The following is a 26,883-nucleotide window of genomic DNA, read 5'->3' on the forward strand; positions in this document are numbered from 1 at the left end:
GGAGATGATCTTTTGAGTCAAGTAAAAACCTATGGATTTGGTTTTAATCCGAAAGAAACCAATCATCATTTCCTCATAGAAATACCAACTGGAAATGCGAAAATAACAGTATATGAGAGATTTAATTGGGATCAAGATGAGCAGGTTAGTGATTTAAATGATAAAGATAAAAAGGTAATTTTAAGTAAAACCAAATGGAATAAAGTTAAAAATGTAATCAAAAAAGAATTTAATAGGCGTTTAAAAGGTGAAGGTCTTTCAGCAGGAGATTTTGACAGCTATTATGTACCTTTAGAACGTTTATACGGTAAAGAATTAATGCTGCTGCTGTGGGCTATAGAAAATGCTGAGGTTGGAGTTATTGATTTAGCCATCAAAAACTGGTTAGGTTTATCACCTGAAGAAAGATGGTGGCTTTTTACCATGACTAATGCTTCAACAGGTCACTACAGCGACAACCGCGGCTGGAGAATAGCTTTAAGATATGCACTTACAGAAAATCCTGTAGATAATAAATTAGCAGGCAGTTTTGTACAGCGATTATTTTAAGATAAATTTGAGAAATGTCAGAGGAGGATTATTTTGTTAGATTACAATAAATCATTTATTGAAGTACAATTTCCTGTATCAAGAATATCAAAAGAAAGTTACAAAGAAAGGAAAGCTGGTGCAAGTCAAACACTTACTGGATTAGGAAAATGGTGGGGCAGAAAGCCACTGGTTATGGTTAGGGCAGCCTTATTAGGAACATTAATGCCTGTTTCTGATGATTACAGTAAAGATAGAAAAATATTCCTTAAAATTATGACTATGGATGAAGAAGGTCTTTGGTTAAGAAAACATAAAAATATTTCTAAAAAGAAATTATGGCAGTTAACTACTGAAGAAGAAAGAGAAAAATATTTTCGAGAGGGTTCAACTGCAAAAAAGCCTAAATATCCTAAAGGTATGTCTAGGGAAAATAAGAAATCTATGAAAGAAGAACTTCAGAGAATAGCTTTTGATAGATTGTCTTATGATGATAAATTAAGCTACTGCAGAAGACCGGAAGAGGTAGAATTGACTAGTGAAAGTGAATGGGGAATTATTAATGATCATTTAGAAACTAATGCTTCTAGTCTGCAGGAATTAATACAAGAATTAGGGAAAAAAAGATTTGGCCATATTCCTAAAGTTGGTGATTGTTTTTCTGGTGGCGGTTCTATACCTTTTGAAGCAGCTAGAATGGGAGCAGAAGCTTATGGATCTGATTTAAATCCAATTGCTGCTTTATTAACATGGGCTTCAGTAAATATAGCAGGAGCAACTAATGAAAAAATTGATGAATTAAAAGAATTTCAACAAAAAGTTTATGAGAAAGTTGATGAACAAATTAAAGAATGGGGAATTGAACATAATGAAAAAGGACATAGGGCAGATGCCTATTTATATTGTAATGAAGTTGTTTGTCCAGAATGTGGTCAACATGTTCCATTATTACCATCTTTAAAAATTGATAAGAAAAATAGGGTTGGTGTAAATTTAATTAAAAATGGCAATAAATATAATTTCAAAATTATAAATAATTATTCTAAAAAAGAGTTTAATTCTATTAATAACGATGCAACTATAGAAAATTATAAATTGGTATGTCCTAATTGTAATATGAAGACCCCAATACCAGCAATTAGAGGTGATAATGATGATGGTGTTAAAAGAGACTATAGATATAATATACCTAATGATTTAAGAAAATGGAATAAAACTGATTTCGTTAATAGAGAAGATGACATTTATAATGAAAGAATTTATGCTATTAGATATTTAGATGATAAAGGAAATAGATATTATAGAGAGCCTTTTGAGAAAGATATTAATAATGAAAAAAAGGTAAATAACTTATTAAACGAGAAGATTAGCAAATGGCAAGAAAAAGGCATTATTCCAAACCAAAAAATAAAAAAAGGCTGGAATACTAATCAATTAACATATGAACGCGGTTGGAGTTATTGGCATCATATATTTAATTCAAGGCAATTATTAATAAGTGGTTTAATTTCTATGAATATAAGAAAACTATCTAAAAATAAAAAAGAATTAGCTTTTGGTATTATTAGTTTAAATAAAATTATACATTTTAACTCTAAATTAAGTCAATGGTTATCGGGCTCTAGAAATGTTAAACATACGTTTTATAACCAAGCTTTAAATACTTTTTTTAATTATGGAACTCGAGGATTAAAAAAGTTAGAAAATATTTGGTTTTTTGATATTAATAATGATTTAATCCAAACTAATATAAATGTGGATTTAGAAGATGCACGCAACATAAAAGTTAATAATGATATTTGGATTACTGATCCACCTTATGCGGATGCAGTTAATTATCACGAATTATCTGAGTTTTTTCTTGCCTGGGACAAACCATTATTAGAAGAAACTTTTCCTGAATGGTACACTGATTCAAAAAGAGTGTTAGCTGTAAAAGGGACAGGAAAATCTTTTAATGAGAGTATGATTGAAATATATGAAAATTTAGCTGATAATATGCCTGATAACGGCTATCAAGTTGTAATGTTTACCCATCAAGATGTAAAAGTTTGGTCAGAACTAACTATGATTTTATGGTCTGCTGGTTTAAAAGTAGCTTCAGCTTGGAACATTTCTACTGAAACAGGTTCTAGTGGAATTAAACAAGGTAATTATGTTAAAGGAACTGTATTATTAGTTCTTCAAAAACAAACTTCTAATGATTTTGCTTTTCAGGATGAAGTATATGATGAAATCCAGATTGAAGTTAGAAATATGATTGATTCAATGAAAGGAATTGATTATAAAGATATTCCTGATTTTACTGATGCTGATTATCTATTAGCATCTTATGCAGCAGCTCTTAAGGTATTAACAGGTTATGGAGAAATTGATGGTATAGACATTGATTATTGGCTTTCCGGTGATAGAAACGAAGAAAGTCCAGTTGAAAAATTAATTAAAAAAGCTCGTGATGTAGCTAATAGCTACCTTATTCCAGAAGAATTTGAAAAAAATCACTGGTTTGAGCTATCTAATGCTGAACGATTCTTTATTAGAGGTTTAGAACTTGAGATGAATAATGAACATACTATTGGAGCATATCAGGAGTTGGCAAAGGGATTCGGAGTTAAAGAGTATAAAACAATGTTCCATAATTTTGAAGCTAATAATGTCAGACTTAAAACTCCTTCAGAATATAAGATGAGTTATCTTGAGAATGAATTTAATGAAAAAGATTTCAGCGGCTCATTGTTAAGACACCTGCTGGTTGCTATTTTAGAATCCGCTAAAAATGATTCTACTAACTCAGGCAGAACTTATCTTAAAGGAGTATTTAATCAAAGCCAAGATTACTGGTATAAAAAACCTTTAATGCGCGAAATATTAACCTTTATTTCTAAAATAGAAATGGTAGATCATATGGAGCACTGGCATGAAGAAGCTAAATATTCCAAATTATTAAGAGAAGCATTAAAAAATGAAGGTGTATAGGTGAATATATATGATAAAAAGATATTCTTCAAGAAGAGAGTCTATTTCGGACTCTCTTCTGAATAAAAAATTAAAAAAAGCAAAATCATATGATAGAATTGCAGGATATTTCAGCAGTTCTATATTTGAAATTGCAGGTGAAGCTTTAGATAATATTGAAGGAAAGATTAGAATTGTCTGTAATTCTGATCTGCTGCCTGAAGATGTAAAGACTGCTAAAAGAACACAAAAAGCAATCAGAAAAGAATGGTGTCAAAGTGAACCAGAAAAAATTGATAATAAAAAATTTCGCTTTAAAAAATTATACGAATATTTAGTCTCCGATAAATTAGAGGTCCGGGTGCTTCCTAATAAAAAATTTGGATTAGTTCACGGTAAAGCTGGAGTAATAACTTTTAAAGATGGTGGACAAACATCATTTTTAGGCAGTGTAAATGAATCTAAAAGCGGCTGGAATATAAACTATGAGCTAGTCTGGGAAGATGATTCTAAAGAAGCTGTTGAATGGGTGCAGGAAGAATTTGACGCATTATGGAACAGTTCAACAGCTATTTCCCTACCCGATTTTATTATTAAAGATATTAAAAGAATAGCAAATAGAGAAGTTATTGAGAAAGTTGATGATTTTGAGGAAGAAGATAATGTACCGGCAGCTGCAAATATTGAATCTCCAATTTATAGAGAAAATTTAGGGCTGTGGGAGCATCAGAAATATTTTATTGAAAAAGTTTATAATGACCACAAAAAATTTGGGGGAGCTCGATATGTGTTAGCTGATCCTGTTGGTTTAGGTAAAACACTTCAATTAGCTGTCAGTGCTCAGTTAATGGCTCTATATGGAGATAAACCTGTCTTAATAATAGTGCCTAAAACCTTAATGAAGCAGTGGCAGGATGAATTAAATGACATGCTCAATCTACCTTCAGCAGTCTGGGACGGTACAAACTGGGTTGATGAAAACGGCATAAAATATCCCAATAGAGGTAGAGAAGATATAGTTAAATGCCCAAGGAAAATTGGTATTATATCACAGGGCTTAGTTACAGCAAAATCTGAATCAGTTGATTATCTGCTTTCAAAAAATTATGAGTGTGTAATAGTTGATGAAGCTCACCATGCTAGAAGAAAATCAATTGATCAAAACAACAACTTTTATTCTTTTCAAAAAACAAATTTATATGAATATTTACTGAGAATAGCTACAAGAACAAAGAGCTTGCTGTTAGCAACAGCTACTCCAATCCAGTTACATCCAGTAGAACTCTGGGATCTTTTAAATGTATTATCTCAAGGTTCAGATAGAGTTTTAGGGACGAAAAGTTCTTTGTGGAGAAAAAAAGGATCTATCAACCAGGGATTAGAATTAATTAAAAATAGGGGTAGAAACTTGTCTGCGACTGAAAAATGGCGCTGGATTAAAAATCCTTTTCCTCCTTCTGATGAAGGACCTAATTATTCAATATTAAGATCATCAGCAGATATGAATGAAGAAGATGTTGTATATCCAAAACAGTATAATGAACTAAAATATCAAAACAAAGCTGCTGCTGAATTTTTAATGAATGATTTTTTTGAAATTCACAATCCATACATACGTCATGTAATAAGGCGGGAGAGAGAGTATTTAGAAAAGAAAATTAATCCTAAAACCGGAGAACCATATTTAGATACAATTGAAGTGGAGATAATAGATGAGCCACCTTTAAAATTAACAGGGTATATGAAAGATGCTTATGATTATGCAGAAGAATTTTGCCAGTTAATTTCTAACCGTGTAAAAGGTGGAGGTTTTCTTAAAACACTGCTTTTAAAAAGAATAGGAAGTTCTATTGAAGCAGGTAAAAAAACTGGATTGAAGCTCAAAAACAATTGGGGCGAAAATTTGAATGAAATTAGTGAAGAGGAAGATGAGGAAGGAAGCAGCGGAATTAAAGATTTAACAGCAGAAGAGCAGAAAATGCTTGATAAATATGTTAATGCTCTTTTATCTAATGAAGCTGAAGATCCAAAGTTTGAAAAGTTAGTTAAACTCTTAAAAAGAGAGAATTGGGTTGATGAAGGAGTTATTATTTTCTCTCAATATTATGATACTGTTGAGTGGATAGCATCTGAATTATCTGAAATATTTACTGATCAAAAAATAGGTATCTATGCAGGCAGCGGTAAAGCAGGATATTATATTAATAATAAATTTTATAAAAAAACAAAAGATGATATTAAAGACATGGTAATGAGTTATCAGCTGAAAATCTTATTAGGAACCGATGCAGCTTCAGAGGGCCTAAATCTTCAAGCTTTAAGAAGGTTAGTTAATATTGATATGCCTTGGAATCCAACAAGATTGGAGCAAAGAAAAGGACGTATTCAAAGAGGTGGGCAGAGATTTGATAGAATTTATTTATATAATATGAAATATAAGAATTCTGTTGAAGATAGAGTGCATGAACTGCTTTCTAAAAGACTTAAAAATATTACTGCTATCTTCGGCCAGTTGCCAGATGTACTGGAAGACGCCTGGATTAATGTTGCTTTAGATCAGAAAGAAGAAGCTAAAAAGATGATTGATAAAGTGCCTGAGAAACATCCTTTTGAGGTTAAATATAACGAGAAGGTTGAAGCCTCTGATTGGGAGAACTGTACTAAAATTTTAAGTGAAGAATCTAAATTAAAAAAATTGAGAAGTTCATGGTGATATGGGTCATTTACCTATTAAAATCAGATAAAGAGACTGAAGATTAACTAGTATTTAGAAAAATGTCATAACTCTTAAAGTAAAAAATATGACTCAAAATGTTTCTGTTTAAAATCAATATTCACTGCATTAAAATGAGTAAACTAACTGCATTAAAATGTAGATGTATACCGTATACGTAAACTTGTTGTGACAGCAAAAATTTTAGCACTTTTTACAATCTCTAATTCACTGCATTATTTATATTATGCAGTGAATATAAATAATTGGAATAAAATGGTAATAAAAATTTATTTAAGAATATATTATAATAACGATAATAGATTATCATTATTGCTTATAGCTCCCTTCGGGGAGCTTTTCTATTTTACTTTCAAAAAAAAGGAGATGATGTGTGTGGAAAAAGTGTTAAAAGATTTTAAGCAGTGGCTAAGGCTGGATGGTAAAAGCAAAAAGACTATTGAAAACTACTCATTGGATATAGGCCAATTTCTAAGCTGGATCACAGAAAGAAATATTAATTTAAGTGAAATAAGTAGAGAACATATTTTAAATTACAAAGTGGAAATAATGAACTCCGGGCTAGCTGTTGTTACTGTGAATAAGAAAATCAATTCTTTAAGGTCGCTCAATGATTTTTTGATTGAGAAAGAAATCAATATTAAAAGAGTGATTAAGCCAGGAAAAGATAGGATTAAAATTGCTGGTGGTAGCGAAAATAATGTAGACGTATACAGCAATGAAGAATTGGAGAAAATATTGTCTGCAGTTGATGAAGAAGAAGTTTCCACCAGGAATAAGTTAATCGTGTACCTTCTTTTGTATACTGGAGTTAGAGTTAGTGAATTAGTAAATATCAAAATTTCTGATTTTGAACTATTAACTGGTGAGTTAAAAATAGTTGGCAAAGGAAATAAGTATAGAGAGATTCCAATGAATCAAAAACTAAAAAAAGCGTTAAAAAAATATATTAATACAGAGAGAAAAGAAAATAAACATGCTGAAGATAGTCCCTATTTACTATTAACAGAAAGAAGCCCTAAAATGCACCGAGATACAGTAAACTATGTACTACGTAAAATTTGTAAAAACTTTAATTTCAAAGCTAATCCTCATAAATTTAGGCATACTTCTTTTTCAATATTACTTTCGAAGGGTGTTGATATAACAACTATCTCTCAGTTAGCTGGCCATAATAGTATCGAAACTACTAATAAATATTACTTGAATACAACTAAAGAAGAAAAAGCTGCAGCAGTCTCACTGTTGTAATAATTTTAATCCGAGGTACTTCCTTAATTGGGGGGTACCTCTTTTTGATTTCAAAAAAATTAGGAGGTAGAGAAAAATGAGAATTATAAAAAATATTTCTGATCTAAGGACATTGAAAAAAGATGAAGCACTGGAAAAAGAATATTTAGATTTAATAAAAAGATACTTCAATCAGCTTCATAAAGCGTTGGGAGATGGCTGTATCGTTGAGGAATTTAGCCTTAAAAATCACGGTTATATTGTGGTTCTTGAAGCTGAGGACAATCTTTCTGGAGAATTAATGGGAAATGTAGGATTGAATCCGGAAGGGGGAATTTATGTTAGTTGGCCAGAATTCGTAGAAGAAATAAATTTAGACTCAATTGTAGTATATAAGATAAATATTTTATATACTAATGATTTTATGATGAGCTTTTACATCAAAAAAGGAATTAATAAAAAGCTTGAAAAGTGGCTTGATGATAAGGTAGATATTGATAAGTATGATGGAGAAATAGATATAAATAATGATGAAGAAGTACCATTTTAGGAGGTGGAATTTTGGAAATTATAATTGGCATAATAATAAAATTGCTAAATCAATAATAATTGATGCTAATAAGCTGGCTTGCCAGTAAAGCTGGCTTTTGTGGAATAAAAAAGGAGGTAAACATTATGGTCAAAAACTACAAGAATAAGATTTTGAGAACTTACAGAAAAATAAACAGTACAGAAAGGGCAGTCCATCTTTTCTGCTCTGTAATTCACTTTGATAGAAGAGATAGTAAAATGCTAGCAGCTGTAGCTATAGATCCAGATAAAAAACTAACTACATTAAAAATTATAGATCAAAGTTTTGATGCTAAGAATGCTGCCCCGGGAGAAATATTCAGCAAAATCAATATAGATCCAGGCAGCAGGTTGATCTTTGCTCAAAACAAGTTTGATTTACCGGAACCATCACTTGCAGAAATTCGCTTTGCTAAAAATTTAAAAGAAGCAGCTGAATTAATGGGTATACAATTTATAGACTATTTAAGTATAGCAGAATATGATAATTATTTAAGCTTTAAGGATAGTAAATACATTAAATTTTGAAGGAGGTTATTTATAATGACTAAAGCTGAAGAACTGGCTAGTATATTCAGAAAAAGCAAAAAAATGATAATAGAAAAGCTGGAAGATGAGAGCTATAACATTACCAATACTTATGTAATGGCAAACCTAGGGGGAGAAGAATACATGAATTTCTTCGATAAGTACAATAGTTATATTACAACTGCAGATATTCCGCTGGAGTTTGAGGGTGTAATTTCAATAGATAAAGATGATGATCAATTTAGTGAGGATAGTCTTAATACAAGAATTATAACTGATAAATTAGATGAAGCTAATTTAGAGGTAGAAAATACTCCATTTTATTTAAACAGAGGTAAAAAAGAAGAAGTTAAGTTAATGAAACTGGAGAGCAAGAAATTGGCCATCTTCGACAGGGAATATGAGTATTTATTGAGCTTAGGCAATGAATATAGAATCAAAAATACTGAGTCCCCATTATTTGTATTAAATAATGAAAAAATAAAAGCTGTGATTATGCCGGTAAAATATATTTGCGAAAATTCAATTAGAAATAAGGTGAAAAAATTAATCGCTTAATCAGAAGTTAGGAGGGAAAAAGATGTTCATAGATATAGATGAATATAACGACGGAAAGACGGCATTAGTTGATATTGAAATTGACCAGGGGAGCAAAATACATCGTTCATTTTTGAGCAATGATGGCAAAATTATTGCCTACGAAATGATAGCTGAGAATTATCCTGCCTGGGCATTAATTGTGTTCGAGTCTATCTTTGAATATTATAATGAGATCAAAGAGGTAGACTGGATAATATCAGAAATAAAAATATCAATGTTGGATACTATTAAAGAATTATTAGTAAAGGGGCTGAATTAAAATGATAATGGATATAATATATGGCAATTGTGGTATCAATTTCGAAGAAGTTCCTAAAGGTAGTCAAATCGATAATAATAAAGTTATCGTTAGACCCGAAGTTGAAGAAAAAATAATAGTTGAAATTAGAGAGGAATATCCTGATCTTACAAGATTGGAGATACTCCTCTTTTTATTGCAGTATGGTCCAATGACAGAGGTGGAACAAAAGGAAGATGTAGTTTTAGAAGAGGGATACATTACTAAGAATGGGAGGACAGTCAAATGATCAATATTCAGAAGTATAACTTACAGGTAGTAAAAGAAAAAGGCGGGAGATATGATTTGAGTAGAACTATCAGAAGTGCAGCTGCAGCTAGAGATGTTTTTATAGAAGTTTTGAACCTAGATAAGAGGTCAGAAGAGGTTTTTGCGATGATAACTTTAGATGTAAAGTCTAAAATCACAGGTGTATTTGAAGTTTCAGTTGGTTCGCTTTCAGGAGCACTTGTAACTCCGAGGGAAGTATTTAAGAGAGCAATTCTGACAAACAGTAAGGCTCTAATTTTTGCTCATAACCACCCTTCAGGGGAACCTGAACCTAGTGCTGATGACATTAGCATTACAAAAAAGCTGGTGAAATCTGGAAAGATACTAAATATTGATGTATTTGACCATTTGATATTAGGAGATAATAACTTTGTAAGCTTAAAAAGTGAAGGGTATATAGATTAAGGAGGGATATCAATTGAAGTTATTAACCGAAGAGTTAAAAAAGCAATTACCTACTTTATCTGAAATAGATGAGGACCCGCTAGTTTATATTAAATATTTCCACCCGTTATCTAGCTGGAGCTGGTATGTATGTGCATTTGATCCTGAAAGAGAAGTGTTCACAGGTTTAGTGGATGGATTTGAAGTGGAATGGGGAGATTTTTCTCTCAGAGAAATGGAAGAAGTAGAGGTTATGGGTTTGTGTATAGAACGAGATTTGCATTTCAATAAAATAAGATTATCTGAATTAAAAAAATCAATTAATCGATATAAAAGAAGATAAAAGATATCGTAAATAATAAATAAAGTGAAGAAAATAAGGAGTAAATAATAATATGATAGAAGTGAAAAAAGTTGGCAATTTAGGACTAGAACACAAAGTTTTGATGGGAGCAGAAAACTCATTAGATGACCAATACCTGCTAATTTATCTAACCAGAAAAAAGGAGTTTGTCACCTATTTTTACAATACTGAATTCGATTCAGTGATTATGGGCCACTATCTATATTCAGCAGTAGATGGGTTGAAAGATTTGTTGAACAGGGCTGAAAAAAAGATAGGGGAAGAAAAAGTTGAGATATATGCAGTAAAAGAAAATATCCACTTCTTAAAAGATGGGAAAGTTAAACACTGGAGAGGAGGCTAAAATTGAGCAAAACTATAAATTGGGCTTGGTTACTTTATTTGGTTATTAAACTTATAATAGAGAAGCATTTATCTGCTGCTGATGCTGTAAATGTGGTGGCATCTACTAATAATGTAAGTGTTGATAATCTGCTTAAAATAATTCCAGAGAAATACCTATAATGACTAAAATCCTGTTCAGGGTAATTCCTTTGAACAGGATTTTTTTTAATTTTAACTTTTTTTATACAATTTCATAATCAAATTATGATGGTATATTTCTCGCTTTCTTTAATACGAATTAATGATATTTTTTTTAGTAGCTACTAATATTTTATTTCCACTTACAAAAGTAGCTAGGACTTCTGGCTTTGCTTGCTCCATTTCATGAGCTATCATTTCTGCATATCCTTCTTCTACTTTCAGAATTTCAAGATCGAATTCGCTTTCAATTATTCTTTTTCTAATATTTTTTTTACTATCTTCAAGTCGTTTTTTAAATCGTAATTGTTTAGTCTGTTTAGTTGGCCTGTAGTATCCACCAATTTTTTTAATTTTTAAATCTTTAAAATCTCTATGGATGGTTGTTTTACTCGTAATACTTTCTCCATCCCCATATTTTTCATTAATCGTATCTGTTAATTCTTGCTCTGTAGCAAAGTCACCTTCCGACACTAATTTTTGAATAAGCTCTCTTCTTTCTTTTTTAGACAAATAATTTGACAATTTTTTTGCCCCCTTTTTTATGAAATAAATTTTTGATACTAACAAGAAGATTCTTTACATGACAATGATAAAGCTGTTCCACTGGATTGTCAAGCAAATGAATGCTAAAAAGCTGTCGTTTTTGAAACTCCCAGAATCTCATTGGAATATTGAACTATATATGAAATAAGTATATCATAATAAAATTATAATATAAAGAAAATAAAGCTTAATCTCCGCAATAAATGTCTAAAAAGCTTGACTTAACAGTAATTTATCTTTATAATTGAAAAAAGTTAATAATTGAATTTAGTTTTATTTATTGTAACAAATTAAGTTAAACCATGGAAAAAATTAACGACAACACGACGGCAAAAATATAAAAAATGTAGGTGATATAAAAAAAATAAAAAATTACACACAAAATTTGTAGGTAGCAAATTAATTAAAATAAGTATATATTTATCATTTAATAACTTTAAGGGGGAATAAAAAATGAAGTATGAAAACGATTCTAAATTAGATGACTTAAAAGAAAAGTTGAATGTTACTAAGGGTGATCTAGAATTAATTGAAGAATTTATTGTGGGAAATCAGTTATCTAGAATAAGTTTTAATATAAATAATTATATAAATGATCCTTTAATCAAAATTCAGCCCGATTTTAGATGGAGTATTATTAATGATATAGAACGTCAACTACAAAGATTAAAAGTAATGCCGGACTTGATTACTTTTAACAGATACCCAGAAGAAATGGTAATCACTGCTGATTGGTATATACCGTATAAAATAATTATTGAAAATGCAGAAGAATATCTCAAGATAATAAATAATTTTAGTGAGTACTTTAATAAAATTGAAGATTTTAATTTAGAATTGAATAAAGATATGTTTTTAAATGACAGAGATATTAAATACCCACGTGCAGTAATATTAAAAAAATTGCTTGAATAAAGTTAAAACCAACTAAACCTCTATCCAGTATTATATATTCATTCTGGATAGAGTTGTTATAAAATTGCTAAAATAATGTAAACGAAATAAACATAGGGGGCTTAAAAATGACTGAGAAAAGTTATAGCTTAAGAGAAATAATTGATGAGTTGAGACAGGAAGAACTGGAAACCGCATTATTTAAATTGAAGAATAAATTACGAGATGATGGTGTAAAAGAAGAGAATATAATAGAAGAAATTGAAAAAATAGGTTTTGAAGATGAAAGGCTTTCTAAATTTGAGAAAGAAAAATTTATCCGAAAAAAGATGAATCATTTTGATAGCTTTATAGATGGTGATTTTATTGATTTGGAATCTGGAATATATCAAGAGAAAAATGGAAATTATCATTTCCCTGAAAAAATGAAAGGGCCTATTAAAGAAACTTTAAGAATAACTGATACTGATAAAGGCAATTTCTTCAAAAAATATCATGAAAATATTGAAGATATACAAATGCTTGAGGAAAAACATTTAGCTGCCTATCGTCATTATATTGAATCAGGACGTTCAAAAAAATCAAAGAAGCAACTTGGAAAAATTAAGGAAAAGCTTGATAAAAAGAAGCGGAAGCTTGATGAACTTAATTATGAAAAAATGAAAAGTATAGCTGAAAATAAGCTAAATAATCTTAAGATGAGTTATGATAATGAAGAAAAATTAATTGATAAAACTATGGGGATTTATTTTATGACAGACCAATTGTTTAAGCATAGAGCTAAAATAATGAAAAATAGATTTATAAATAATTGTGAAGATAGAAATAATGATTTTCTAAATGAAATTGAATCTTTAAATATGGAAGACAGGTTCGAAACTTTAGATTCATATTTTAATGAATTAAATAAAAACATGGATATTACTCAGCGTAAATTAAAAATGGAATTAAAGCTAGCAAATAAGGTGGATCATAAATTTAAAGAACAGGTCTCTTTATATAAATCAGTCATAAATAAACTAGACTAGAAGTAAGAAAAGAGAAAAATCACCAATCATACTAACCATACTTGATTAGCCTTGAAATGTGGGCATTCTCTAACATCTTAAGTCATTCTAAGTCCCAATTAAACAAAACTATCTTCTGGGATTTCCCTTTTATGACGGGGATAACAGAGTACGAAAGCATTAAATATTCTAATCATGGTAAATATTTTTAAGACTGATAGAATTAAGTTAAGTAAGTTGAATCACAAAAAATTTAGGAGGTAATATTTATGCCAGAAGAAAGAAGATTATCTGAAGTAGGAACCGAGAATATACACTTGGAGGCTTTGCTGGAGGAGTATAAGGAGCTTGGGTTAGAAATAGACGACCTAAAGCAGATTCAATCTCAGATTGATAGAGGGGCGGTGTACCGTTTAGCAGCTCAGATAAAGGATTTTAAAGGACAGCCCCTCAAATATTTCAGCAAAATTGGCTTAAATGCTGCTTATGACTCAATCAAAAGCCGGTTGGATTCTCTGCCTATAGAACCTGATAGGACATTTCTGATTAATGAATTTAGTGAATTTGAAACAGTTATAATAGCTGACTGGAATCCACCTTTTTTACTGAAATGCAGCAGTAAAAAGGAGCTATTAGATATCTTGATCAAGTTCCAAAAATATCTAAATAGTGAAATTGATTTTTGTGATGCCTCAATAGATTTGGGGATACTGTCTGATGATCCAGCTGTAGAGACTAAACGAAGCTTAAAATTCAAAGAGTTATTTTTAGACTAATTAATGTTTGAATTATTAAGATAAGAAATGAATAACCACTTCCTGGACCCATAATATAAGTAGTAAAACAAGTGGCTCCAGGGAGTTATAATTAAAGACAGCAACGACGGTAAGACAGCATAAATTTCAAACTGGAGGGTGATAGAATTGGGGAAAGTTAATGAGATTAAAGTTGAAAAAATACTATTAGATTTTACAGATTTAAATATACAAAAAGATAGAAAGTTTAACTGCCCATCTCATGATCATAAAGATGAAAATCCTAGTGCCAGCATTAACTATGGTCAAAATATAGTTAAATGCTGGTCTAAATGTGGCGGTATGGGCCCGGTGAAGTTATTATCGAAAATAAAAGGTATTTCTGAAGATCAAGCTAAGTCGATATTAATTAAAAAATATGATGTGGAAGTTAAGCCATTAACTGCTGAAGAAGAAAAACGGCAGTTTAGAGTAAAATTACTAAATAAATATCTGGGTCAATGTAATAAGATGCTGCAACCTGGGCAGAGGAAAGCTCTTAAAAATCGTGGATTAACTGATGATATGATAGATGATTTTAAAATAGGATATCACGAGCCAAACAAGATTGACTTAAGTGAAGATGAAATGATAGAGCTCGGGCTAGCCCGAAGAACTAAAAATGTAAAGCTTTATTCTAACTTTGCAGATAAGGTCATTATCCCACTCTATGAAGGAGACACTCCAGTATATTTTATGGCCTGGGATTATAAAGATAAGAGTGAGATTAAATATTGCTTTCCAAAAGGCTGGAAGAAACCATTAGCTGGGGAAGTTAAGAATGGGGTTATTTTAGTGGAGGGTGTTTTTGATTACCTCATCTTAGCCCAGTCAGGATTTGACAGCAGCCCAATTTTAGGATCTTCCTTAACAAAAAGCCAGAAGAATAAATTATCGAAACTAGATAATTTTCATCTAATGCTGGACAGTGATCAGGCTGGTAAAAAAGCTGCAGATAAGATAGCTGAAGAGTTTCCTGCTAAAACTAAAATAGTTGAGTTAGAAGATAAGCCTGGAGCTGACCCAAATGATTTATTCTTACAAATGCCGGAAGATGAATTTAAAGATACAGTAAAGAGTAAGCTTGAAAATGCTCAAAAACTAGTTGACATCAGAATAAATAAGTTAAAACAGCAGGGCAAGTCTCTTAAGTCAGTGGGGTATTTTAAAAATAAGATAGCTCCTATGCTAAATAAACATGGTCCAGCTGAACTTGAGTATTACATCTCTGTTTTAAGTGATATTAAATCTGAAACTGGTTTGAGTGTTGGTGCAATTCGATCAACATTAGATAGCCTTAAATCTGATAAAAATGACGACGGCAAGCCAGGTAATTTACTAGAAATATATAATGCCTACAGAAATAATTTTAGATTATTTCATGACCAACTCAATGGGAATTATGCTCAATTTGAAGATGATGAGAAACAACAGCTTTTTAATATAAGAAGTGAGAAATTTAAAAACTTAACTTTTATTAAATTACGAAAATTAACGTCAAAGCTGCCTTCTCAGGATTTTGTAAAAAGATTTATCGATAATTTAAGTTCTGAGGCTGAAAGAACAGGTCTTGAAGTTAGCTTAAAAAATAGAGTGGCTTTAAGGGATGGTAATTTCTTTTATGATATAGCTAATAATGAAGGTGAAATAATAAAAGTGGAAGATGGTAAGTGGGAGATAATTAATAAAGCAAGCCCGATATTTTTAACTGAAGATCATCAGCTGCCTCAGGTGACCCCTGATCCAGCAGGAGAAATAGCTGAAATGTTTGAACTCTTTAGTCAGTTTGATAAAAATCAACAGATCCTACTCAGCTGCTATCTTCCCTTTGCTTTAGTTCCGGAATCGCCTAAACCCATACTCTATATTCAGGGGGAGAAGGGGGCTGGTAAGACAGATTTTACTAGATTTCTCCGTAGCTTAATCGATCCTTCTATCTTAAAATCACTTAAAGAACCGAGGAAGGAGAAAGATACAGTCCAACAGATGGCCCATCATTACTGCTGTCTTTATGATAATGTAAATCAAGTTAAAAATTGGTTTATTAGATTAGCCTGCACAGCTGTAACTGGAGAATATGACGAAAGAAGAAAATTATATACTGATCAAGGGTCCCAATTTTTCTCATTTAAGAGAGTAATCATTATCAATGCCATTAACAGACTGGGTATGGATTTCTCAGATTTTCAGGATCGAATGTTGCTTTTGAAAATGGAAAGAATTAAAAGCAATCATAGATTGACCGCAGCTGCAGTTAAAGAAAAAATGGAGTCTTTAAAACCGAGAATTTTTGGGGCTATGATTAAAGTACTGGCTGAGGCTAGAGCAATTGTTAAGGATATTGAAATAGACGAACTCCCCCGCATGGCTGACTTCATGTTTTTTGGCGCAGCTGTAGCTGAGGTTTTAGGTTTTGGTAAAGAAGCTTTTATAAATGCATATAAGAAAAACATGGCAGATATCAACCGAGAAATGCTTGAGAACCAAAGTCTGGCACTAACAGTTTTAGAATATTTAGAGAAAAATGAGCAATTTAAAGGTCAGGCTTCTGAACTATTGCAGGAATTAGAGGATGTAGCTATTGACCTGCATATAAATACCAGGAAGAATGACTGGCCTGGTTCACCCTCTGTTCTGTCAAGAAGATTAAATGAGATAAAGTCCAATTTATATGAGCAGAATATAATTTTTAAGAAGGGCAAAGAGAGTGGTAAAAATGCTTCCAGATATATTGTCTTAAAAAAAGAAGAAGAAAAAACAGAAAATCAGGACTTGAAATTAGTTAAAACAGGTGGGGAGATTTAAGTTTATGAATATAGCCGTCGTTGCTGACTTACCCGCCGTAAAGATGATTGTAGCTACGAGAAGTCAGCTGCGACGACAATCAAAATAAATTTGAGGTGATGATTAAATGAATGCTTCAAGATTAATTAGAGAGCCGAGAATGGCCGGCTTCAGGATTAAAACAGATGGTACAAAAATACACTGGAAGTATTTAGAGGGTGTACCAGATCCTGATGAAACTAAAAAGTATTTAACTTTGCTGAAAGAAAATAAGGAGGAGGTGATTGCAGAACTAAAAAATGAGGTTAAGATGAATTTAATGGCTGTAGATATTGAAACTACTGGGCTTAACCCACAAGAGAATTCAATTAAATTAATTTCATGGGCAGACTCTAGTGAAAGTGGAGCCTCAACTAATGTAGATGTCCTTAAAGATAAGCTTGCTGATTCTTCTCTGCAGAAGGTGTTTCATAATGCTGCTTTTGATGTTCCTTTTTTAGAGACTAAAGGATTTCCAGTGAATAACTATACAGATACAATGATTATGTCACAGATTATGGGAAAGAAGTACCAGCGACATTCTTTAAAAGCTGTGCTTCAAAGAGAGTTGAATCTTAAAATCTCAAAAAAGCTGCAAAAGGCTTCAAATTGGCAGGGTGAGCTGACAGAAAAACACTATCAGTATGCTGAAAATGATGCTAAGGTGACTCTTAAATTAGCAGAGCATCTGCTTAATAAGATCACTGATAAAAATCTTTATGAAGTCTTTAAAAGAAACGAAAATGCTTTACCACAGCTGATACGGCTGATAAAAGATGGACTTTATGTTGATGCTAAACAGTGGGCTGCAGAATTAAAAAAGTATGAGCTTAAAAAAGATAAGGTGGAAAATAGTATTCTTGAAGAGTTAAATTCAACTATAAACTTAAATTCACATCAGCAGCTCAAGTATGCACTTAATAATAGAGGAGCAAAAGTAGCAAATACTAAAGATGAAACACTGGCGAAATATGAAGAAGACTTTCCAGTAATAGAAAAGATCAGAAATTACAAGAAGCTGCAGAAATTAACTTCTTCAAATGCAAAACTTATTGGTTTTGCTGATGCAGATGGGAGAGTAAGAGCTAACTGGAAGCTTTTTGGGTCAGTCACAGGCAGGATGTCCTGTTCAAAGCCCAATCTGCAGCAGTTGAGTTATCAATTTAGAAAATTTATTAAACCAGAGGCAGAAAATAAATTTGTGGGCTGTGATTATTCTCAGGTTGAGCTAAGAGTAGTTGCCTCATTAGCTCAGGACAGGCAGATGATTAATGCCTTTAAAGATGGTAAGGATCTGCATCTTACAACTGCCCAGCTAATATATGGTAAAGAAAATATATCTAATGAAGAGCGACAAATTGCTAAAACATGTAATTTTGGCCTTATTTACGGGATGGGAGCAGATGGTCTAAAAAGAAGATTAAAGCAGATGGTAGGGATGGATATTAAACTGGGTGAAGCCAGGAGACTTAGAACTAAATTCTTATCCTCATATAAGGGGCTTAGAAGATGGCAGGAGAAGTTACTGCAGAAAAATTATATTAAGACTCTTGGGGGTAAACGCTGGTCTACTAAAAGGTTAAATACCCAGGAGTTATTTAATTATCCTGTACAGGGATCAGCAGCTGAAGGACTAAAAGAAACGATGATTGTAATGAATAAGCAGCTTCCTGATAATTGGAGATTAGTTGCTCTGATACATGATGAGATCTTATTAGAAGTTCCGGAGGCTGAAGCTAAAAAAGCTTTAAGAGAACTGAAGAAATGGATGGTAGCTGGAATGGAGAGGATTGTTAAAGATGTACCTATTAAAGTTGATGGGATTATTGCTGATTACTGGAAAAAATCTTAAAAATAGAAGGAGATGGTTTAATTGATTATTTCACCACCGAAAAAGAGAGCTAATAATAGTGAAGGCTGGCATGAGGCAAGTATATATTCTATAGATTATCTGCAGGATGTAATCTATTTTGAAAAGATGACCGATGTTTTGGATATTACTTTTGAGCTATCTAACGGTAATTATATTACACAGCGTTATAATTATTCGTTTCATTCAAAAAGTAATTTGTATAGCCTCATAGTATCATTAACTGATGAAAAACCAGATTATGATGCTGGTTTGAATACTGATGAATTATTGAATCAGGAATGTCTGATTAAAATTGAGCACAATGAAGATAGTAAAGGTAATGTTTGGGAAAATGTCAGAGAAGTTAAAAAGGTTGATGAGGAAATGCTGGAAGGAAACTGTTAAGCAGTATTGATGGTTTAAGCTTATAAAATCTAATGAAATTAACCCGTCAATCATATTTTTAGTGATTGACGGGAATAAAATGGAGGAGATTTATTATGGAAAAGTATGGTGCTGGTGAATTGTTTTATGACTATGCGGAAAGTGATTCTTTTAGAAAGTCAAAAAAGATCCATGAACTCAGAGAGGAAATGAGTGACTATCCTAAAGTTCTTAGTGTTATAGATTTATTTCATTACGCACCTTATGAGCTGAGAGATGGGATTGGTGAAGCTGTTGAAGCTGGATCTTTAGCTTCAACTTTTAGCAATGGAGAAGAAATGGTCAAAAAAGAAGACTTTATTTTATGGTGTGCAGAGAAAATGATAGAAAGTTATTTACAACCATTGTATTTATTTTACTGACTTATTTGCAGGAGATCAATTGATAGTGGGAAAGAATGTGAGGACCGAACTTTATATTATTTATTAATTCAGGGGCATTTTTCCCCATTTTTCTGCTATGTTTATCTGTTGAATCTTTTTAGAACTGGCATAGTCCTAACTCCAAATTCAAGTAACTTTTTTGTTTTGTAAAGCTAATAAATCCGCACATTACAGAATCTAACAAATATTTTTGTGGATTTGTACTTTTTTTAAATATATATTATTAATTTAGAGGGGGTTACCTTATGCTTATGAATGAATGCTTAAAAAAATTCGAGAAACATCTGAAGTTTAATGAGAAGAGCAAGTGGACAATCACAGGTTACTTAAATGAGATGGAATATTTCAGTAAATATTTGGAGACAAAATATAATGGTCCAGCCTATGTTGAAGATATTACCAGGGAGGAACTTAAAGATTACCTCAATTATATTAGAGAAAATGGCTACAAAGCATCATCACGTAACAGAGTACTTTTTGTCTTTCGCTCATTTTATAATTTTACTCAGGAAGAGCATATTACAGAGGAACATTTAGCCAAAGATTTAAAGCCAATTAAGACTAGAAAAAAGGAGAGGGTTTACCTAACAGCAGAAGAAGTAGCAGAATTAGTAGATATAATAGATCATCAGATTGTAAAAACTGCAGTTCAGACTATGTATTATTCCGGGTTGCGTGTTTCAGAATGTACTAATTTAACTTTTGAGGATCTGGATCTTAAAAATCAGGTTTTACATGTTCGCCAGGGAAAAGGGAATCGGGACAGAGATATTCCAATCTGTGATGAGCTGCTTGAGATACTAACTAATTATCTTAAAAATATACGGCCCAATATCACTTCTAATTACATTTTTGCTACAAAAAGATCTGGAGAGTTATCAGGAGCTTATATTAATCGGAAACTTAAAGAAGCAGTTGAAGAATTAAATTGGAATAAGAAGGTGACAGCTCATATTTTAAGGCACTCATTTGCTTCAAATCTGGTTAAACATGATGTAAATATTTATAAAATCCAAAAACTATTAGGCCACTCAAATATCTCTGTGACAAGTCTTTACGCTCATAGTAATATTGACGATTTAAGTGAAGCGGTTAATGTGCTTTGATACCAAAATCCCCTGCTATTATAGGCAGGGGAACCCTAATGAAAGGAGGTAATACATTTATGGCTGATACAAAAAAAGAACAGCCTATCTATGATGAAAAGGTCAACTATATTTTGACAGCTTTAAAGAACGGAAAGTCCAGAGAGGAGATAGCTGATGATTTGAATTATTCCAGCTACAAATCGATGGACATGTATATCAGAAGAAAAAACTTCCTCTGGGATGCAGATCGTGGTACTTATGTGCCAAAAGTAGATGACCCTGGATTTGAAAATAAGAAGTTAACTGGCATATCTTCAAAAGCTGATTTAATTATTAGTTTGTTTGCTGATGAGGGTAGTGATCCAAAATCTGTAGCTAAAAAAGTAGGGTTTAATGACCATAAAGATTTAGCGGATTTTATGAAGCAACAGAATTATATCTGGTCCATAGATGAGCGGAATTATATTCATCAATCTGAAATGGAAGATGATGAGGAAGAAAAGAAGAAAGCTGCTCCAGAAACTAATGGGAAAGAACTTGCCACAGAGATTAGAAAACAGGTTGAACGTCAGGTCAATGTTGCAGAAAGACTGGCTAAGTTTACCCCAGTGATGGAATTTTTAGAAGAAAACATGGATTCCTTAAGGGAACTATTAGCAGCTACAGAGGATGGAGAAGAAAGTGATGGAGAAATTCCACATTTCGCAGTGCCAGGAACAACCAAAACCAAAAGTGTCTATATGGCTGATAGATTAGCTGAATTAGTTACAGAATTCAGCAAGGTTAGGAATGTATCTCAGAGAGATATTTTCGAAGCTGCAGTTATTGAGTATTTACGAAAGTATGGTTACAAAGATGCAGTTAATTCTCTTCTCAAGTGATATATAATAGATTTAATAGTAGGAAAAAATTAAGTTTTAACGAATTAGTTATTAAGGAAATGTTTTTCTATGATGATTAGTATGATATAATAATTATACAGGAAGTTAAAAGAGATGGAGGGACTACATTGGATATTATTAAAAATCCACATGATTCTCTTTTTAAGAGAACTCTTGGTGATAAAGAAGTGGCAGTAGATTTTTTAGAAAATTATCTACCTAATAGTATTTTAAAAGAAATTGATTTAACCGATATTAAGGTAGCCAAAGATAGTTTTATAGATAAAGAGTTGGAAGAAAGTTTTTCTGATATTTTATATAATGTAAGTATAGATGGTAAAGAGGGATTTGTTTACTTATTATTTGAACACAAGAGCTATTTTGATAAAATGACACCAGTCCAGATGCTTGGTTATATAGTAGATATCTGGAAGCTTTATAATAAACAGAATAAAAACGAGAAACTACCACCAATTATACCTATTCTTATTTATCATGGAGATAGAAAATGGAAGTACGGAAGCAGTTTATCAGAATTACTTGAAGCTACTTCAGAGGCTATTTCAGATTATATACCTGGTTATAATTATTTGCTTTATGATTTTTCTAATTATTCTGATGCAGAAATAAAGGGACAGATTAAGCTGAGGCTATTTTTAAAGTTGATCTCTCATATTTTTGATGATGATTTTGATAAAGGACTGCGGGAAGTTCTGCCTTTGTTAATTGAACTAAGCAAAAAAACAACCGGGCTGGAGTATATTGAAACTGTTGTAAAGTATATTTTAAATATTGGAGAAGAAATTTCTTTAAATGAGTTGGATCAAAAGGCAAAAACCATTTCAGCTGAAGGGAGTGCTGTAATTATGACTATAGCAGAAAAAATCTATCATGATGGAAAAGAAGAAGGTATTGAAGAAGGAATAGAAAAAGGAAAAGTAGTTGGTAAAGAAGAAGGAAAAGTTGAAAATATGCATGAAATGATTGAGTTTGCTTTAGATTTGAAGTTTGGAATGACCAGTAAATCTCTCGCAAAAGATATTAAAGAAATAGATGATTATGAAAAATTAAAAGAAATTAAATTAGCTATTAAAAATTATGATTCTTTAGATGAATTAGTTAAGAGTATTGGTATTTAAATTTTAAGATTTAGCTTAGTTTTTAGACCAACAGAAAAATATGTTTTCAGAAACTGTTATCTATTCTATTATAGATAGCAGTTATTTTTTTGCAATCGTTACTCTTCTTACAGGAGAGAGCGGTTGCTTTTTTATTTTCAGCAACAAAATCTGTTCCAAAACTAGAGGTTTACTATCATTATTTTATACTTAGGTTTCCAAATGGTAGCAACATTTATCTTTATTTTATCTTTAGAACAACAAATGGTATTTATTCCTCTTTCACCATGAACCCATGTGTGACATGGGATTATAGAGATGGTTATTTCTTCAAAAAATGGAATATATTTAGTAATGGTTACTAAAACACCGTTGCTGGCAACACTATCGGCCGAAGTGTTGCTGCGGAGGTGCTCATATAACCAAAACAGATCAGATTTAACTGGCAAGGATGCCAGAAACAACACAAAATTTCAAGGAGGAATAAATAATGAGAATTAACACGAATGTTGCTGCGTTGAATTCATACAACCAGCTAAAAAACACACAGAGTAATCTAAGTAAGTCTTTATCAAGGTTGTCTTCAGGAAAAAGAATTAATGGTGCTGCTGATGATGCTGCAGGACTGGCTATTAGTGAAAAGATGAATGCTCAGACCAGAGGTTTAGCAATGGCTCAGAGAAATGCTCAGGATGGTATTTCAATGATTCAAACTGCTGAGGGTGCTCTTAAAGAATCTCACTCAATCTTACAGAGAATGAGAGAGTTAGCAAACCAGTCAGCAAACGGTACAAATACTGCTGCTGATAGAGAAAATATTCAGGATGAAATTTCTCAATTAAAAAGTGAACTTGATAGAATCGGTAATACAACAGAATTTAATACTCAAAAATTATTGAATGGTAATTTAGCTGGTACTGCGGGTGTATCAGGTGAAAATACTACCACTGGTGCAAAAGTGTTAGATCAGACTAAGGCAAGTTTCACTGCAACGCAAGATTTTGGGTCTGTTACTGGTACTGCTTTAGATTTTGATGCTGGTGAATCAGAAACAATAACTATTGATGGACATGATGTTGATATAGATTGGAGTGCAAAGCTGGATGACTCTGCTCAGGATCTACTTGACTCAGATTATGGTACTACTAATATGACTGATTCTGAGAGAGCTGATGCAGTTAAAGCTATTGAAGATGCCATAAATTCATCTATTGATGACTATAATTCAACTAATGCTGCTGGCGCCAATGTAGAACATGTAAATCTTTATGATACAACAGGTACTAGTGGTGGTGCTATGGTTATTGAAAGTGGAGTTGAAGGTGAAGAGTCAGAGATATCTTTCTCTGCAGATGGATCAGTATTAGATACTTATGTTGGTGAAGCAGATAATACAGATATAAGTGAATCAGGTGATAATGAAGCAGTAGGAACTGTTGCTGCGACAGGTCTGAAATTTGAAATTAATGGAGTGAAATTGCAGACAACAGACGGTTCAAATGCTGCTGCTGACATTGTTGCAATAAGTGCTGGTGATAGCGGAGATACTATTGCATCTGATATTGAAACTAAAATGAATAACGGGATTTCCGATTATAATGATAATGCTGGATTATCCAAAGGTGATGAAGGTTATATAGAAAATGTGACAGTTGATGCTAAAGATGGAAGATTTGAAATCAAAAGTGAATCAGGGGCAGTTTCCTTCATTAAAGAAGATGGTGATACTGCTTTAGAATCATTAGGATTAACAGAAGCTCAGACTGAAGCTTCTGATAATGGGGCTTTAAGCTTTCAGATTGGTGCTAATAGAGGACAAAGTATGAGTATTGGTATTAATGATATGAGAAGTGGAGCTTTAGGAGTTAATAATATAGATGTTTCCACACAAAGTGGTGCTGAATTAGCTTTAGATGCTTTAGATGATGCTATTTCTAATGTTTCTAAAGAAAGATCTAAGCTTGGTGCTGTACAAAACAGATTAGATCATACTATTAACAATCTGAGCACTGCAGAAGAAAATTTAACAGCTGCTGAATCCAGAATCTCTGATGTAGATATGGCTAAAGAAATGATGAGCTTTACTAAGTCACAGATCTTAAGTCAGGCTGGTACAGCAATGTTGGCTCAAGCTAACCAGTTACCACAGGGAGTACTACAGTTACTCGGTTAATTTCTTGAAGAGAATAATATAGATATAGACTAACAATCAAGCCGGCCGGTTTTCCGGCTGGCTTTTTTTAAAAAGAAAGGGTGGAAGCTATTATGAGAGTAGATAGTGTGGAATCTCTTTCCAACCGTCAGATTCATAATAATAATAGCAATAATCAAAGCACTAGAGTTAATAGAAATGATAATAGCAATCGTAAGCCTGAATCTCTTCGAGAAAAAGAAGAATATTCCGAGCAAGAACTTGAAGATGAAGTCAGAGAATCAGTTAAAGATATAAACGAAATAGTAGATAAAGTTAAAGAAGGACTTTCCTTTCAAATTCATGAAGATACAGAAAAGATGATGGTTAAGGTAGTTGATTTGAATACAGATGAAGTAATTAAAGAACTACCACCGGAAGAGATGCTTGATTTACAGGCTAGAATTCATGAGATGGTAGGAATCCTGATAGACGAAAAAGTTTAGAAAGGAGGCTTAATATGAGTGATTTGGCTTTAAGTGGATTAGCAACTGGCAATGATTATGATGCAATTATTGACAAATTAGTTGCACTCGAGCAGCAGCCTATTTTACGTTATCAGGATCAAATTTCTGAGTTAGAATCTGTTAAGGGAGCCTGGCGTGATGTTAATAGTAGATTGAAAAATCTTGAGAATAAGTTAACTGATTTGAAGTTGCCTTCAACTTTTAATTCACGTACAGCAACTAGCAGTAATGATTCTGCAGTAACTGCAACTGCAAATAGCGATGCTATAGCAGCTAAATATAAGGTAGAAGTTAACAGTGTAGCTTTAGCTCAGAGAGTAGCAGGTTTTGATATGGTTGATTCTGATCAAGAGCTTGGTTCATTTGATAGTTCTTTACCAGCTGAAACTACTGTTAAAATTAATGGTGAAGATATTGTATTAAAAAATACTGATACTTTAAAAGATGTTGTCAATACAATTAATGATAGTGAGTCTGGTGTGCAGGCTTCAATTGTTGATAATCATCTAGTTCTGGAAAGTGAGGAAACTGGTCTAGATAATGAAATGACTTTTTCTGACAGTAATGGAGTATTAGAAACTCTGGGGATTATTGACAGTGGGGGAGCTGTAGTTAATGAGCTTCAGGCTGCTTCTGACGCTGAAATAACAATTAACGGTATTGACAACATTACAAGTTCCAGTAATGAATTTAGTGAGGCAGTTTCAGGGATGACATTTACAGTTAATCCAGCAGCTGAACTTAATAGTACAGCAAATATTTCAGTTGCTAGAGATGATGGTAAAGCTGTTACAGCTGTCCAGGCTTTTGTGGATCAATATAATAGTATTGCAGATTTTCTTGACACCAAAACTGATTATGATAAAGATACTAAAAAAGCTGGTATTTTACAAGGTGACAGTACAGCCAACATGCTGCAAACTCGTCTGCGTGAGTTTGCTACAAACTCAATTAAAGAAGGCGGTAAATATAATAACTTGATGTCAATTGGAATTGAGATTGACCGTCAGGGAGAAATGACACTGGATAGTGATAAATTTAAAGAGGCGCTGGCTGAAAGTCCAGAAGAAGTTACTAGTCTCTTTACTGCTGATGCTGATGAAGAAGGTTATGATGGGATGGCTACCCGGATGGATAGCTATATTGATAAATTATTGCAGACAAATACAGGTGTTATTCCAAGTCGAATTGATATGTATGATGAACAGATTGAAGATCTCAATGATGATATCACAGAGGTTCAGGATCGTGTTGAAATGGTTAGAGAGCGTTATACAGCTCAATTTGCAGATATGGAAGAGGCTATCTCAAATATGCAGAGTCAACAAAGTTGGATGATGAGCCAGCTTGCCAGCCTTAATAATACAAGTGGCATGAGTTCAGCTAGTTAATTTATTAACTCCAATAAAGGA

At 32.3% G+C, this 26,883-nt stretch carries 27 protein-coding genes; 26 read left to right on the top strand and 1 reads right to left on the bottom strand.

From position 1 onward, the window contains the following. Positions 1–12: 12 nt before the first annotated feature. The 13 genes from BMZ74_RS02645 (at position 13) to BMZ74_RS14455 (ending at position 10,965) form a co-directional block, all read left to right on the top strand. Positions 13–549, top strand: a complete 537-nt coding sequence (locus BMZ74_RS02645) for a DUF3780 domain-containing protein (RefSeq protein ID WP_089859267.1) — start codon at positions 13–15, stop codon at positions 547–549. Positions 550–582: 33 nt separating this feature from the next. Beyond that, entirely contained in the window at positions 583–3,504 is a 2,922-nt protein-coding gene (locus BMZ74_RS02650; RefSeq protein WP_089859270.1) for an anti-phage-associated DUF1156 domain-containing protein, read from the top strand. Positions 3,505–3,514: 10 nt separating this feature from the next. Beyond that, the gene (locus BMZ74_RS02655) at positions 3,515–6,196 is read left to right on the top strand and encodes a phospholipase D-like domain-containing anti-phage protein (RefSeq protein WP_089859273.1); all 2,682 of its coding nucleotides are present in this window, start codon (positions 3,515–3,517) and stop codon (positions 6,194–6,196) included. Positions 6,197–6,592: 396 nt separating this feature from the next. Then, positions 6,593–7,468, top strand: a complete 876-nt coding sequence (locus BMZ74_RS02660) for a tyrosine-type recombinase/integrase (RefSeq protein ID WP_177181345.1) — start codon at positions 6,593–6,595, stop codon at positions 7,466–7,468. A gap of 76 nt (positions 7,469–7,544) precedes the next feature. Then, complete coding sequence (locus tag BMZ74_RS02665) at positions 7,545–7,997, top strand: hypothetical protein (protein ID WP_089859280.1); 453 nt, start codon at positions 7,545–7,547, stop codon at positions 7,995–7,997. A 125-nt stretch (positions 7,998–8,122) separates the two neighbouring features. Further along, positions 8,123–8,545, top strand: a complete 423-nt coding sequence (locus BMZ74_RS02670; RefSeq protein ID WP_177181346.1) for a JAB domain-containing protein — start codon at positions 8,123–8,125, stop codon at positions 8,543–8,545. 15 nt (positions 8,546–8,560) lie between these two features. Further along, positions 8,561–9,103 carry a hypothetical protein gene (locus tag BMZ74_RS02675; RefSeq protein ID WP_089859286.1) on the top strand — a complete coding sequence of 181 codons (543 nt, stop codon included), beginning with the start codon at positions 8,561–8,563 and terminating at the stop codon, positions 9,101–9,103. A gap of 22 nt (positions 9,104–9,125) precedes the next feature. After that, positions 9,126–9,404 carry a hypothetical protein gene (locus BMZ74_RS02680; RefSeq protein ID WP_089859289.1) on the top strand — a complete coding sequence of 93 codons (279 nt, stop codon included), beginning with the start codon at positions 9,126–9,128 and terminating at the stop codon, positions 9,402–9,404. A gap of 1 nt (position 9,405) precedes the next feature. After that, on the top strand, positions 9,406–9,672 hold the full coding sequence (locus tag BMZ74_RS02685; RefSeq protein ID WP_089859292.1) for a hypothetical protein: 267 nt from the start codon (positions 9,406–9,408) through the stop codon (positions 9,670–9,672). Continuing rightward, positions 9,669–10,118 carry a JAB domain-containing protein gene (locus BMZ74_RS02690; RefSeq protein WP_089859295.1) on the top strand — a complete coding sequence of 150 codons (450 nt, stop codon included), beginning with the start codon at positions 9,669–9,671 and terminating at the stop codon, positions 10,116–10,118. Before BMZ74_RS02685 ends, BMZ74_RS02690 begins: the two co-directional genes overlap by 4 nt. A gap of 13 nt (positions 10,119–10,131) precedes the next feature. Beyond that, the gene (locus tag BMZ74_RS02695; RefSeq protein ID WP_089859298.1) at positions 10,132–10,440 is read left to right on the top strand and encodes a DUF2958 domain-containing protein; all 309 of its coding nucleotides are present in this window, start codon (positions 10,132–10,134) and stop codon (positions 10,438–10,440) included. 52 nt (positions 10,441–10,492) lie between these two features. Next, entirely contained in the window at positions 10,493–10,804 is a 312-nt protein-coding gene (locus BMZ74_RS02700; protein WP_089859300.1) for a hypothetical protein, read from the top strand. Between the two features lie 2 nt (positions 10,805–10,806). Continuing rightward, on the top strand, positions 10,807–10,965 hold the full coding sequence (locus tag BMZ74_RS14455) for a hypothetical protein (protein WP_177181347.1): 159 nt from the start codon (positions 10,807–10,809) through the stop codon (positions 10,963–10,965). A gap of 108 nt (positions 10,966–11,073) precedes the next feature. On the opposite strand, the gene BMZ74_RS02705 is transcribed toward BMZ74_RS14455, so the two are convergent. Next, the gene (locus BMZ74_RS02705; RefSeq protein ID WP_089859301.1) at positions 11,074–11,508 is read right to left on the bottom strand and encodes a hypothetical protein; all 435 of its coding nucleotides are present in this window, start codon (positions 11,506–11,508) and stop codon (positions 11,074–11,076) included. 474 nt (positions 11,509–11,982) lie between these two features. Between BMZ74_RS02705 and BMZ74_RS02710 the strand changes: the two genes are divergently transcribed. From BMZ74_RS02710 to fliD, 13 genes are all read left to right on the top strand, one after another. Beyond that, positions 11,983–12,444 (top strand): hypothetical protein, encoded by a 462-nt coding sequence (locus tag BMZ74_RS02710; protein ID WP_089859304.1) that lies wholly within the window; start codon positions 11,983–11,985, stop codon positions 12,442–12,444. Between the two features lie 107 nt (positions 12,445–12,551). Then, positions 12,552–13,451 carry a hypothetical protein gene (locus BMZ74_RS02715; protein ID WP_089859307.1) on the top strand — a complete coding sequence of 300 codons (900 nt, stop codon included), beginning with the start codon at positions 12,552–12,554 and terminating at the stop codon, positions 13,449–13,451. A 248-nt stretch (positions 13,452–13,699) separates the two neighbouring features. Further along, a complete protein-coding gene (locus tag BMZ74_RS02720) occupies positions 13,700–14,206 on the top strand; it encodes a hypothetical protein (RefSeq protein ID WP_089859310.1) in 507 nt (168 codons plus the stop codon). 147 nt (positions 14,207–14,353) lie between these two features. Further along, a complete protein-coding gene (locus tag BMZ74_RS02725; RefSeq protein ID WP_089859313.1) occupies positions 14,354–17,029 on the top strand; it encodes a toprim domain-containing protein in 2,676 nt (891 codons plus the stop codon). 106 nt (positions 17,030–17,135) lie between these two features. Next, positions 17,136–18,899, top strand: a complete 1,764-nt coding sequence (locus BMZ74_RS02730; RefSeq protein WP_089859316.1) for a DNA polymerase — start codon at positions 17,136–17,138, stop codon at positions 18,897–18,899. A 21-nt stretch (positions 18,900–18,920) separates the two neighbouring features. After that, complete coding sequence (locus BMZ74_RS02735) at positions 18,921–19,304, top strand: hypothetical protein (RefSeq protein ID WP_089859319.1); 384 nt, start codon at positions 18,921–18,923, stop codon at positions 19,302–19,304. 95 nt (positions 19,305–19,399) lie between these two features. Next, entirely contained in the window at positions 19,400–19,705 is a 306-nt protein-coding gene (locus tag BMZ74_RS02740) for a hypothetical protein (RefSeq protein WP_089859322.1), read from the top strand. A 266-nt stretch (positions 19,706–19,971) separates the two neighbouring features. Beyond that, a complete protein-coding gene (locus BMZ74_RS02745) occupies positions 19,972–20,832 on the top strand; it encodes a tyrosine-type recombinase/integrase (protein WP_089859325.1) in 861 nt (286 codons plus the stop codon). A gap of 59 nt (positions 20,833–20,891) precedes the next feature. Continuing rightward, entirely contained in the window at positions 20,892–21,695 is an 804-nt protein-coding gene (locus BMZ74_RS02750) for a hypothetical protein (protein WP_089859328.1), read from the top strand. Positions 21,696–21,823: 128 nt separating this feature from the next. Beyond that, positions 21,824–22,834, top strand: a complete 1,011-nt coding sequence (locus BMZ74_RS02755; protein ID WP_089859331.1) for an Rpn family recombination-promoting nuclease/putative transposase — start codon at positions 21,824–21,826, stop codon at positions 22,832–22,834. Positions 22,835–23,303: 469 nt separating this feature from the next. Further along, positions 23,304–24,986 carry a flagellin N-terminal helical domain-containing protein gene (locus BMZ74_RS14750; RefSeq protein WP_089859334.1) on the top strand — a complete coding sequence of 561 codons (1,683 nt, stop codon included), beginning with the start codon at positions 23,304–23,306 and terminating at the stop codon, positions 24,984–24,986. A 92-nt stretch (positions 24,987–25,078) separates the two neighbouring features. Beyond that, entirely contained in the window at positions 25,079–25,450 is a 372-nt protein-coding gene (locus BMZ74_RS02765) for a flagellar protein FlaG (protein WP_089859337.1), read from the top strand. Positions 25,451–25,464: 14 nt separating this feature from the next. Beyond that, positions 25,465–26,862 (top strand): flagellar filament capping protein FliD, encoded by a 1,398-nt coding sequence (gene fliD, locus BMZ74_RS02770; protein ID WP_089859341.1) that lies wholly within the window; start codon positions 25,465–25,467, stop codon positions 26,860–26,862. Positions 26,863–26,883 lie beyond the last annotated feature (21 nt).

The organism is Halanaerobium salsuginis, from assembly GCF_900114545.1.
Taxonomy (GTDB): Bacteria; Bacillota; Halanaerobiia; order Halanaerobiales; family Halanaerobiaceae; genus Halanaerobium; species Halanaerobium salsuginis.